We start from the raw sequence: 11,746 nt of genomic DNA on the forward strand, positions 1-11,746 counted from the left end.
GCGGAGCGCTGAGCCATGGCCTACCAATTCGACTTCGCCGCCGTCCTGCAGCAGGCCGACCTGCTGCTGCAGGGCGCGGCCTTCACCCTCGGCCTGACCGCCGTCGGCACAGTGCTCGGCGTCGGCCTGGGCATAGTCGGGGCGATACTGCGCGCCTGGCGCATCCGTCCGTTCGACCGCCTGTTCGGCGTCTACGTGGAGCTGATCCGCAACACGCCCTTCATCGTCCAGCTGTTCTTCATCTTCTTCGGCCTGCCCTCGCTCGGCGTACGCCTGAGCGAATGGGAAGCCGCGGTGCTGGCCATGGTGATCAACCTCGGCGCCTACTCTACCGAGATCATCCGCGCCGGCATCCAGGCCATTCCCCACGGCCAGCTGGAAGCCGCGGCGGCACTGGCCATGAGCCGCTTCGAGAGCTTTCGCCACGTGGTGCTGCGCCCGGCGCTGGGCAAGGTATGGCCGGCGCTGTCGAGCCAGATCATCATCGTCATGCTGGGTTCGGCGGTGTGCTCGCAGATCTCCACCGAGGAGCTGTCGTTCGCCGCCAACTTCATCCAGTCGCGCAACTTCCGCGCCTTCGAGACCTACCTGCTGACCACCGCGCTGTACCTGCTCATGGCCATCCTGATTCGCCAGCTGCTGGCCTGGATCGGCCGGCGCTTCGTCATGGGAGAGCGCTGATGGACTTCACCCTCTGGGACATTCTGCGCAACCTGCTCACCGGCCTGCAGTGGACGCTGTTGCTGTCGCTGGTGGCCTTCGTCTGCGGCGGCATCGCCGGCCTGCTGGTGCTGCTGGCGCGTATCGCCCCGCTACGGGTGCCGCGCTTGTTGGCCAAGGGCTATATCGAACTGTTCCAGGGCACGCCGCTGCTGATGCAGCTGTTCCTGGTGTTCTTCGGCATCGCCCTGCTCGGCATCGACGTGTCGCCCTGGCTGGCCGCCGCCTGCGCCCTGACCCTGTTCACCAGCGCCTTTCTCGCCGAGATCTGGCGCGGCTGCGTCGAGGCCATCGGCCGCGGCCAGTGGGAGGCCGCCGAGAGCCTGGCCATGAGCCGCCTGGAAACCTTGCGCCATGTGGTGCTGCCGCAGGCGCTGCGCATCGCCGTGGCGCCCACCGTGGGCTTCTCGGTGCAGGTGGTCAAGGGCACCGCGGTGACCTCGATCATCGGCTTCACCGAGCTGACCAAGACCGGCAGCATGCTGGCCAACGCCACCTTCGAGCCCTTCATGGTCTACGGCTTCGTCGCCCTCGGCTACTTCCTGCTCTGCTACCCGCTCTCGCTCGCCGCATACCGCCTGGAAAGGAGGCTGAATGTCACTGCTTAACGTCACCGCCCTGCACAAGTATTACGGCGACAACCACGTGCTCAAGGGCATCGACCTGGCGGTCGAGGAAGGCGAAGTGGTCGCCATCATCGGGCGCAGCGGCTCGGGCAAGAGCACCTTCCTGCGCACCCTGAACGGCCTGGAATCGATCAACGACGGCGTGATCGAAGTCGACGGCGACTACATCGACGCCGCCCGCGCCGACCTGCGCAGCCTGCGGCAGAAGGTCGGCATGGTGTTCCAGCAGTTCAACCTGTTTCCCCACCTGACGGTCGGCGAGAACGTCATGCTGGCGCCGCAGGTGGTGAAGAAGATCCCGCGCGCCGAAGCCGAGCAAGTCGCGCGGCGGATGCTCGAACGGGTCGGCCTGGCGGAGAAGTTCGACGCCTACCCCGAGCGCCTGTCCGGCGGCCAGCAGCAGCGCGTGGCCATCGCCCGCGCCCTGGCGATGTCGCCGAAGCTGCTGCTGTGCGACGAGATCACCTCGGCGCTCGACCCCGAGCTGGTCAACGAAGTGTTGGCGGTGGTCAAGCAGCTGGCCAGCGAGGGCATGACCCTGATCATGGTCACCCACGAGATGCGTTTTGCCCGCGAGGTCGGCGACAAGCTGGTGTTCATGCACCAGGGCAAGGTGCACGAGATCGGCGACCCCAAGGCGCTGTTCGCCGCGCCGCAGACCGAGGAGCTGCGCAACTTTATCGGCTCGGTGAACCTGTGAACGCGCCGGCGCCCCTGGCGCTGCGCATCGAGCCGCTGAGCCGCGAAGCCTTCGCCGCCTTCGGCGAGGTGATCGAAGCGGCCGGCGCCACATCCTTTGCGATCAACGCCGGCACCACCACCCGCTACCACGACCTGGCCCGCATCGAGGCGGCCGGGAGCGCATCACGGGTGCTGCTGAGCCTGTTCGAGGGCCAGGCCTGGCACGCGCCCATCGAGATCCGCATGCTCGAACGCCACCCGCTGGGCAGCCAGGCCTTCTACCCGGTGGACGGCGCGCGCATGCTGATCGTCGTCGCCCCGCCCGGCGCGCTGGACGAGTCGAAGATCCGCGCCTTCGTCAGCGCACCGGATCAGGGCGTCAACTATGCCCGCGGCACCTGGCACCACCCGCTGCTGTGCCTGGAGCGCCCCGGGCGCTTCCTGGTGGTGGATCGCGGCGGCGCCGGGTCCAACTGCGACGAGCAGTGCCTGCGGCAGCCCTTGCTGGCGCTGGCGCTCGGGGCGCCAGCGGTCTAGACCAGTTTCATGCGACATCCGTATGCGTTGGCTCATCCGCTCAGTCGTGGCACGATGGCGCGGATATCGACCGAGATGCCGCCACCATGCCCCAAGCCCCCGCCGAGAGTTATCCCCTGATCGCCGCCATCGACCTGGGCTCGAACAGCTTCCATATGGTGCTGGCCAAGGCCGACCATGGCGAGATCCGCATCCTCGAGCGCCTCGGCGACAAGGTGCAGCTGGCCGCCGGCATCGACGACGAGCGCCAGCTCAGCGAAGAAGCCATGCAACGCGGGCTCGACTGCCTGCGCCGCTTCGCCCAGCTCACCGCCAGCCTGCCGGAAGGCGCGGTGCGCATCGTCGGCACCAACGCCCTGCGCGAGGCGCGCAACCGCGCGGTGTTCATCCGTCGCGCCGAGGAGATTCTCGGCCACCAGGTGGAGGTGGTCTCCGGCCGCGAGGAAGCGCGGCTGATCTACCTCGGCGTGTCGCACAGCATCGCCGACACCCCCGGCAGGCGCCTGGTCGCCGATATCGGCGGCGGCAGCACCGAGTTCATCATCGGCCAGCGCTTCGAGCCGCTGCTGCGCGAGAGCCTGCAGATGGGCTGCGTCAGCTACACCCAACGCTATTTCAAGGACGGCAAGATCACCCCGGCGCGCTACGCCCAGGCCTATACCGCGGCGCGCCTGGAACTGATGGGCATCGAGCAGGGCCTGCGCCGGCTCGGCTGGGAGGACGCCGTCGGCGCTTCCGGCACCATCAAGGCCATCGGCCTGACCATCAAGGGCGCCGGCCTGGGCAACGGCGAGGTCAACGCCGAGGGCCTGGCCTGGCTCAAGCGCAAGGTGTTCAAGCTGGGCGAGGTGGACAAGCTCGAACTCGACGGCATCAAGCCGGACCGGCGCAGCATCTTCCCCGCCGGCCTGGCGATCCTCGAGGCGATCTTCGACGCCTGCGAGATCCAGCGCATGAGCCACTCCGAAGGCGCGCTGCGCGAAGGCGTGCTCTACGACCTGCTCGGTCGTCACCAGCACGAGGACGTGCGCGAACGCACCCTGTCGGCCTTTATGGAGCGCTACCACGTCGATGTGGATCAGGCCGCACGGGTCGAGGCCAAGGCGCTCTCGGCGCTGGACAAGGTGGCCGACGACTGGGGCCTGAACGACGACTGGCACCGCGAACTGCTGAGCTGGGGCGCCAAGGTGCACGAGGTGGGCCTGGACATCGCCCACTACCAGTACCACAAGCACGGCGCCTACCTGATCGAGCACTCCGACCTGTCCGGCTTCTCCCGCCAGGATCAGCAGATGCTCGCCCTGCTGGTGCGCGGCCACCGGCGCAACATCCCCAAGGACAAGTTCGCCGAGTTCGGCGAGGAAGGCGTCAAGCTGATGCGCCTGTGCGTGCTGCTGCGCTTCGCCATCCTCTTCCACCATATCCGCGGCAGCCAGGACATGCCGCAGGTGCAGCTCAAGGCCGGCGACAACAGCCTGGAAATTCACTTCCCCGACGGCTGGCTGGCGGCCAACCCGCTGACCCAGGCCGACTTCGAGGCCGAAGCGGCCTGGCTCAAGCGCATCGACCTGGACCTGAGCGTCAGCTGATCACTTGAGCCAGCGGGATTCGTCACCCCTCTCCCGTTTACGGGAGAGGGGCTGGGGGAGAGGGTCACAAACAGTGAAACAGGGCCACGAAGCCCTCTCCCGGCCTGCGGCCTTCTTTATCGAGCACTGATCAGCGGTGCGGTGAGCTTCTCCAGCAGGCCGGACTGGGCGCTGCGCGGGTTCTGGTTGCCGGTGGGCTGCAGACGCTGGTAGCGGCCGTCGGGCTGCAGCACCCAGGCCTGGGTGTTGTCGGTCAGGTAGGCCTCCAGCTCCTTCTTCACCCGCAGGATCAGCTTCTTGCCCTCCACCGGGAAGCAGGTCTCGACGCGCTTGTCGAGGTTGCGCTCCATCCAGTCGGCGCTGGACAGGTAGATCTTCTCGTCGCCACCGTTGAGGAAGTAGAACACCCGGGTGTGCTCGAGGAAGCGGCCGATGATCGAGCGCACCTGGATGTTGTGCGACACCCCGGCGATGCCCGGGCGCAGGCAGCACATGCCGCGCACCACCAGGTCGATCTTCACCCCGGTCTGGCTGGCCTTGTACAGCGCGCGGATCACCTTGGGGTCGGTCAGCGAGTTGAACTTGGCGATGATCTGCGCCGGCTTGCCCTCGGCGGCCGCCGCGGTTTCCTTGGCGATCAGGTCGAGCAGGGTCTTCTTCAGGGTGAAGGGCGCGTGCAGCAGCTTCTTCATGCGCAGGGTCTTGCCCATGCCGATCAGCTGGCTGAACAGCTTGGCCACGTCCTCACCCAGCGCCACGTCGGCGGTCAGCAGGCTGTAGTCGGTGTACAGGCGGGCGTTGCCGGCGTGGTAGTTGCCGGTGCCGAGGTGGGCGTAGCGGACGATCTCGCCGTTCTCGCGGCGCAGGATCAGCATCATCTTGGCGTGGGTCTTGAAGCCGACCACGCCGTAGATCACCACCGCGCCGGCCTGCTGCAGGCGGCTGGCCAGCTGCAGGTTGGACTCCTCGTCGAAGCGCGCGCGCAGCTCGATCACCGCGGTGACCTCCTTGCCGTTGCGCGCCGCTTCCACCAGGGCATCGACTATCTCCGAGTTGGCCCCGGAGCGGTACAGGGTCTGCTTGATCGCCAGCACGTGCGGGTCCTTGGCGGCCTGGCGCAGCAGATCGACCACCGGGGTGAAGGACTCGAAGGGGTGCAGCAGGAGGATGTCCTGCTTGCTGACCACGCTGAAGATGTTCTCGGCGTTCTGCAGCAGTTTGGGGATCACCGGGGTGAACGGCGTGTACTGCAGCTCCGGGTGGCTGTCCAGGCCGGTGATGCTGAACAGCCGGGTCAGGTTGACCGGGCCGTTGACCTGGTACAGCTCGTGCTCGGTCAGGCCGAACTGCTTGAGCAGGTGGTCGCGCAGGTGCTTCGGGCAGGTGTCGACCACCTCCAGGCGCACCGCATCGCCGTAGCGGCGGGAAAACAGCTCGCCGCGCAGGGCGCGGGCCAGGTCCTCGACGTCCTCGGTGTCCACCGACAGGTCGGCGTTGCGGGTCAGGCGGAACTGGTAGCAACCCTTGACCTTCATGCCCTGGAACAGGTCGTCGGCGTGGGCATGGATCATCGAGGAGAGGAACACGTAGTTGTCGCCGGCACCACCGACCTCCTCGGGCACGCGGATGATCCGCGGCAGCAGACGCGGCGCCGGGATGATCGCCAGACCGGAATCGCGACCGAAGGCATCGACGCCTTCCAGCTCGACGATGAAGTTCAGGCTCTTGTTCACCAGCAGCGGGAAGGGGTGGGTCGGGTCGAGGCCGATGGGGGTGATGATCGGCGCGATCTCGTCGCGGAAATAACGCCGCACCCAGGCCTTGAGCTTGGTGGTCCAGAAGCGCCGGCGGATGAAGTTGATATTGTGCTTGGCCAGGGCCGGGAACAGCGTGTCGTTGAGGATGGCGTACTGCCGCTCGACCTGTTCGTGCACCAGCTCGCTGATGCGCGCCAGCGCCTGGTGCGGCTGCAGGCCGTCGGCGCCGGCCTGCTCGCGGGCGAAGTTGATCTGCTTCTTCAGGCCGGCGACGCGAATCTCGAAGAACTCGTCGAGGTTGCTGGAGAAGATCAAGAGGAACTTCAGCCGCTCCAGCAGCGGGTAGGACTCGTCCAGCGCCTGCTCCAGCACGCGGATATTGAATTGCAGCTGCGACAGCTCGCGGTGGATGTACAGGCTGCTGTCGTCCAGGCTGGGCACCGCCACCGGTGCCGGCGGCGGGCTTTCCACCGCGGGCGGATCGACCGTCACCTCCGCCGGCACCAGGGGTGCGTCGAGCAATTCGCTACTGAGTCCTTCGGTGTTCATTGCTGGGTTCCTGGGGGCGTCAGCGCCCCTGTTGCAAGAGTTCTGCCGCACGTACGGCGAAGTAGGTGAGGATGCCATCGGCGCCGGCGCGTTTGAAGGCGGTCAGCGATTCCAGTATGACCGCCTCGGACAGCCAGCCGTTCTCGATCGCCGCCATGTGCATGGCGTACTCGCCGCTGACCTGGTAGACGAAGGTCGGCACCTTGTAGGCATCCTTCACCCGCCAGAGGATGTCCAGGTAGGGCATGCCGGGCTTGACCATGACCATGTCGGCGCCTTCGGCCAGGTCGGCGGCCACTTCGTGCAGGGCCTCGTCGCCGTTGGCCGGGTCCATCTGGTAGCCGAGCTTGTTGCCCTTGCCGAGGTTGGCGGCCGAGCCCACCGCGTCGCGGAACGGGCCGTAGTAGGCGCTGGCGTACTTGGCCGAGTAGGCCATGATGCGCACGTTGGGGTGATCGGCCAGCTCCAGCGCCTCGCGGATCGCCTGCACGCGGCCGTCCATCATGTCCGAGGGGGCGACCACCTGGGCGCCGGCCTCGGCGTGCGACAGCGCCTGCTTGACCAGCGCATCGACGGTGATGTCGTTCTGCACGTAGCCGGACTCGTCGAGGATGCCGTCCTGGCCGTGGGTGGTGAAGGGGTCCAGGGCCACATCGCTGATCACCCCCAGCTCGGGGAATTTCGCCCGCAGGGCGCGAATCGCACGCTGGGCGATGCCGTCCGGGTTCCAGGCCTCGGCGCCATCGAGCGACTTCTTCTCCAGCGGCGTGACCGGGAACAGCGCCAGCGCCGGAATGCCCAGCGCCACCCAGTGCTCGGCCTCTTGCAGCAGCAGGTCGATAGACAGCCGCTCGACGCCCGGCATCGACGGCACGACCTCGCGGCGGTTGTCGCCGTCGAGGACGAACACCGGCAGGATCAGGTCGTCGACGCTCAGGCGATGCTCGCGCACCAGGCGGCGGGAGAATTCGTCGCGGCGGTTGCGGCGCAGGCGGGTGGCGGGGAACAGGCGATTGGCGGGGGTAACGCTCACGGCAGACTCCAGAGCCCGCACGGGCGGGCCAGTGTGACGGTTATAAGCGGCCATTATGACCAAATGATGACAGCTGGATGACCGGATGCGACGGCGGGTCGCACGCTTTGCCGGGCATTGTGGCATGCGCCGGCGCTTTTCGGGCGCACCGCGGCAGGAGTAGGCTGAGCGCCTTTCCCATAGGCGCAGACCGTCCATGCTGCACGACCTGATCCGCCAGTTCGGCTACCCGGCGCTGATCCTCGGCACCTTCCTCGAAGGCGAGGTATCGCTGCTGCTGGCCGCCTACCTGGCGGTGCGCGACCTGCTGCAGATCGAATGGGTGGCGCTGTGCGCCTTCCTCGGCACCTTCGCCAGCGACCAGCTGTGGTTCCACCTCGGCCGCCGTCACGGCCGCGCGCTACTCGCCCGGCGCCCGCGCTGGCAACCGCTGGGCGAGCGCGCCAGCGCCCTGCTCAGGCGTCATCCGGACCTGTGGGTGCTGGGCTTTCGCTTCCTCTACGGGCTGCGCACGGTGATGCCGCTGGCCATCGGCCTGTCCGGCTACTCCTGGCGCCGCTACCTGCTGCTCGACGCCATCGGCGCCGGGCTCTGGGCCGGCGGTCTGAGCCTGCTGGCCTACAGCCTGGGCCACGCCATGGAGGGCCTGCTCGACGAGCTGCGCCGCTACCAGCTGTACCTGCTCGGCGGCCTGGCCCTGCTGCTGACGCTGACCTGGCTATACCGGCGGCGCCAGGGCCGCAGTGGCTGAGCCGCGCGAGCGCGCCAGCCACATTGCCAGCAGGCTGGCCAGGCTGTAGACGGCCAACCCGCACCAGGCGGCCAGGTCCATGCTCAGCAGGCCGAGCACCTCGGCAAGCCAGAACGCCGGCAGATTCAAGCCCAGCCGCAGGCACTCCAGGCGCACGGCGCCAGCGCGATTCTCCAGCCACAGGCCGATGCTGGACAGACCCAGGCCCAGCCACAGGCACGCCAGCAGCACGCCGCCCACTGCCAACGAATCGCCCCGCGCCAGCAGCCACACCCCGGCCAGCAGGTAGCAGACGAACTGCAGCAAGGCATAGAGCTGCGCACCGCGCCCCAGCGTCACCTCGAACTGGCGAAAGCGGCTCAGGTCCGGCTTCTCCTGCGGGTAGCGCGCCGCCACATCGGCCGGGCGCCAGCCAGTGGGCATAAACCAGATGCGCAAGCGGTCCCACCAGGACGCCGCGCGCCGAGCATCGCGCCACAGCCCGGCATACACCTGCAGATTGGCCCATAGCGGATTCCAGCTGGCCAGCGGCGTGGTCACGCCGAAGATCACCGGTTCGTCGTCCAGCTCCTCCTGGAAGGTGGCGAACATTCGATCCCAGACAATGAACACGCCGCCGTAATTGCGATCCATGTACACAGGGTTCTGCGCATGATGCACGCGGTGGTTGGAGGGCGTGATGAACAGCCACTCGAACCAGCCCAGCTTGGGAATGTGCCGGGTATGCACCCAGAACTGATAGAGCAGGTTGAGCGCCGCCACCGTGAGGAACACCAGCGGCGGCACGCCGGCCACCGCCATCGGCAGGTAGAACAGCCAGCCGAAGACGAAGCCGGTGCTGGTTTGGCGCAGCGCGGTGGAGAGGTTGTAGTCCTCGCTCTGGTGGTGCACCGCATGGGCCGCCCAGAGCACGTTGCGTTCGTGGCCCAGGCGATGGTTCCAGTAGTAGCAGAAGTCGTAGAAGACGAAGGCCAGCAGCCACACCAACAGGCTATCGGCGGAAAGCTCGAACAACGCCAGCTGTTGCCAGGCGAAGGTGTAGGTGAGCAGGCCGACCGCCTTGGTCAGCAGCCCGGTGGCCTGCGACAGCACCCCGGTGCTGAGGCTGCTGACGGCATCGGCCAGGCGATAGCTGCGCATGCCGCGCCAGCGATCGGCGAGCAGTTCGAGGCCGATCAGGAGAAAGAAGAAGGGCACCGCATAGAGGACGTAATTCATGGCCGAGCCGTATCGTTGTGCTTGTCTTGGGGCTAGTCTGTTATTCATCCTAGTCCTCGGACCGCCGCGGCTCGCGGCGGCAAATGACAGTCTGAGCGGCATTTGACGACAGCATGCGCACGCCTCGCCGCCACCCCGCATCGGCAACAGCCGCCGCCCGCCGCACCCAGGTGCCGGCGCGGGCGACCTTTACCCTCACCAGGAGTCGAGCATGAACAAAAAAGTCGCAGTGATTCTGTCCGGCTGCGGCGTCTACGACGGCGCCGAAATCCATGAAAGCGTGATCACCCTGCTGCGCCTCGACCAGCGCGGCGCCACGGTGCAGTGCTTCGCCCCCAACGTGACGCAGCTGCACGTGGTCGATCACTACAGCGGCGACGAGATGGACGAGACGCGCAACGTGCTGGTGGAGTCCGCGCGCATCGCCCGCGGCAAGATCAAGGACGTCAAGGAGCTGCACGTGGCCGACTTCGACGCACTGATCCTGCCCGGCGGCTTCGGCGTGGCGAAGAACCTCTCCGACTTCGCCATCAGCGGCGCCGCCTGCAGCGTGCAGCCCGACGTGCTGGCCGCGTGCAAGGCCTTCGCCAGCGCCGGCAAGCCACTCGGCCTGATCTGCATCGCCCCGGCCCTGGCGGCGAAGATCTTCGGCGCCGGGGTGATCTGCACCATCGGCACCGACCACGACACCGCCGCCGCGCTGACCCAGATGGGCGCCGAGCACCATGAATGCGAAGTCAGCGAAATCGTCGAGGACCACGCGCACAAGCTGGTCACCACCCCCGCGTACATGCTCGCCCAGTCCATCGCCGAGGCGGCGTCGGGCATCAACAAGCTGGTCGACCGGGTGCTGGAGCTGGCGCACCACTGACGGGTTGGAACGCGCAGGTGGCGTTGCGCTTTACTTGGCGATAACGCCAAGCCGGGCCCTGTAGGGTGGGCTTTAGCCCACATTGAGCCCCATTGGTGGGCTAAAGCGGAACGCCGCCCGACCCACCCTACAGGCTGCCAGCCGAGGCCGATCCGGCCAATGCTCAGGGTACTCCTGCACTGCCTCTGGCCAAGTCTGGCGCGCTGCGGCAGCGTGGCGACAGGATTTCCCGGAGCCCCTGCCATGTCCCAGCCCTTCGTCCTCAGCCCCGACCTGCAACAGGCGGTGGCCAGTTTCTTCCAGCGCATCCCGTTCAACCAGGTGCTCGGCATCGAGCTGGACGAACTGAGCCTGGAGCGGGTGACCATGCACCTGCCGATGAAGCCCGAGCTGATCGGCAACTTCGTCCACGGCATCCTCCACGGCGGGGTGATCTCCTCGCTGCTCGACGTCTGTGGTGGCGCCATGGCGTTGATCGGCGCCTTCGCCAACCACCAGCACCTGCCGGCCGCCGAGCGCATGGCCAAGCTGTCCAAGCTGGGCACCATCGACCTGCGCATCGACTACCTGCGCCCCGGCCGCGGCCAGCGCTTCACCGCCACCGCGGTGCCGCTGCGCGCCGGTAACAAGGTGGCGGTGGTGCGCATGGAGCTGCACAGCGACGACGGCACCCTGGTGGCGGTGGGCACCGGCACCTATCTGTGTGGGTAGCGATGTCCAGCATTGTGGGAGGGGCTTTAGCCGCGACTGGCTCCACCTCGATCGCCGCTAAAGCGCCTCCCGCCGAAGCAGTCCGTAGCCCGGATGCGATCCGGAACGAGTTACCGGCTCAAGCGGGTCAGGATCCGGTCCAGCGCATTGGCGAAGGCCTGCCGATCCTTTTCCGCGTAAGGCGCCTGGCCGCCGCCGACCTGGCCCTGCTCGCGCAGGTCGGTGAACAGGTTGCGCACCGCCAGGCGCTCGCCCATGTTGCGCTCGTCGAACTCGCGGCCGCGCGGATCGAGCGCCGCCACGCCCTTCTTCACCAGGCGGTCGGCCAGCGGCACGTCGCTGCAGATCACCAGCTCGCCGGGCTGGGCGTGTTCGACCAGATGATCGTCGGCGGCGTCCGGGCCGCTGGGCACCACGACCAGTTTGACGCAGGCGAAATTCGGCCGCGCCACCGCCTGGCCGGCCACCAGCACCACCTCGAACCCCCGCTTGAGGGCGAACTTCACCACCTGGTCCCGCGCCGCCCGAGGGCAGGCGTCGGCATCGATCCACACGCGCATGCTGCACTATCCTGAACAAGCCAGCGGCCAGTATGCCAGCTGCGCCCCCACCAGCAGGAGCACCCCATGACGTTCTGGCAGCGCCTGTCCGCCCCCGCCGAAGTGCTGATCTGCGGCGCCAGCCGCGGCATCGGCCTGGCCCT

12 protein-coding genes are annotated in these 11,746 nt (G+C 67.5%); 8 read left to right on the top strand and 4 right to left on the bottom strand.

Annotated elements, in window-relative coordinates:
* Positions 1-15: 15 nt before the first annotated feature.
* From N878_RS09155 to ppx, 5 genes are all read left to right on the top strand, one after another.
* Positions 16-681, top strand: coding sequence for an amino acid ABC transporter permease (locus N878_RS09155; protein WP_021443365.1), 666 nt, complete (start codon positions 16-18; stop codon positions 679-681).
* Positions 678-1,328 (top strand): amino acid ABC transporter permease, encoded by a 651-nt coding sequence (locus tag N878_RS09160; protein ID WP_177342887.1) that lies wholly within the window; start codon positions 678-680, stop codon positions 1,326-1,328. The genes N878_RS09155 and N878_RS09160 overlap by 4 nt, the downstream gene beginning before the upstream one ends.
* Complete coding sequence (locus N878_RS09165; RefSeq protein ID WP_021443367.1) at positions 1,315-2,046, top strand: amino acid ABC transporter ATP-binding protein; 732 nt, start codon at positions 1,315-1,317, stop codon at positions 2,044-2,046. Before N878_RS09160 ends, N878_RS09165 begins: the two co-directional genes overlap by 14 nt.
* Entirely contained in the window at positions 2,043-2,564 is a 522-nt protein-coding gene (locus N878_RS09170; RefSeq protein ID WP_021443368.1) for an ureidoglycolate lyase, read from the top strand. The genes N878_RS09165 and N878_RS09170 overlap by 4 nt, the downstream gene beginning before the upstream one ends.
* An 86-nt stretch (positions 2,565-2,650) precedes the next feature.
* Positions 2,651-4,153, top strand: a complete 1,503-nt coding sequence (ppx, locus tag N878_RS09175; RefSeq protein WP_021443369.1) for an exopolyphosphatase — start codon at positions 2,651-2,653, stop codon at positions 4,151-4,153.
* Positions 4,154-4,269: 116 nt separating this feature from the next.
* On the opposite strand, the gene ppk1 is transcribed toward ppx, so the two are convergent.
* Both ppk1 and hemB read right to left on the bottom strand, forming a co-directional pair.
* Complete coding sequence (ppk1, locus tag N878_RS09180) at positions 4,270-6,459, bottom strand: polyphosphate kinase 1 (RefSeq protein WP_021443370.1); 2,190 nt, start codon at positions 6,457-6,459, stop codon at positions 4,270-4,272.
* A gap of 19 nt (positions 6,460-6,478) precedes the next feature.
* Positions 6,479-7,492 carry a porphobilinogen synthase gene (gene hemB / locus N878_RS09185; RefSeq protein ID WP_021443371.1) on the bottom strand — a complete coding sequence of 338 codons (1,014 nt, stop codon included), beginning with the start codon at positions 7,490-7,492 and terminating at the stop codon, positions 6,479-6,481.
* Positions 7,493-7,688: 196 nt separating this feature from the next.
* Between hemB and N878_RS09190 the strand changes: the two genes are divergently transcribed.
* Positions 7,689-8,243 (top strand): DedA family protein, encoded by a 555-nt coding sequence (locus N878_RS09190; protein WP_021443372.1) that lies wholly within the window; start codon positions 7,689-7,691, stop codon positions 8,241-8,243.
* Here N878_RS09190 and N878_RS09195 read toward each other — a convergent pair.
* Complete coding sequence (locus N878_RS09195) at positions 8,211-9,461, bottom strand: sterol desaturase family protein (protein WP_021443373.1); 1,251 nt, start codon at positions 9,459-9,461, stop codon at positions 8,211-8,213. The two genes, N878_RS09190 and N878_RS09195, sit on opposite strands and share 33 nt — an antisense overlap.
* 211 nt (positions 9,462-9,672) lie before the next feature.
* Between N878_RS09195 and elbB the strand changes: the two genes are divergently transcribed.
* Both elbB and N878_RS09205 read left to right on the top strand, forming a co-directional pair.
* Entirely contained in the window at positions 9,673-10,332 is a 660-nt protein-coding gene (gene elbB, locus N878_RS09200; protein WP_021443374.1) for an isoprenoid biosynthesis glyoxalase ElbB, read from the top strand.
* 243 nt (positions 10,333-10,575) lie between these two features.
* On the top strand, positions 10,576-11,043 hold the full coding sequence (locus N878_RS09205) for a thioesterase family protein (RefSeq protein ID WP_021443375.1): 468 nt from the start codon (positions 10,576-10,578) through the stop codon (positions 11,041-11,043).
* Positions 11,044-11,153: 110 nt separating this feature from the next.
* On the opposite strand, the gene N878_RS09210 is transcribed toward N878_RS09205, so the two are convergent.
* Positions 11,154-11,603 carry a YaiI/YqxD family protein gene (locus N878_RS09210; protein WP_021443376.1) on the bottom strand — a complete coding sequence of 150 codons (450 nt, stop codon included), beginning with the start codon at positions 11,601-11,603 and terminating at the stop codon, positions 11,154-11,156.
* Positions 11,604-11,746 lie beyond the last annotated feature (143 nt).

It is taken from the genome of Pseudomonas sp. EGD-AK9, assembly GCF_000465935.2.
Lineage (GTDB): Bacteria > Pseudomonadota > Gammaproteobacteria > Pseudomonadales > Pseudomonadaceae > Aquipseudomonas.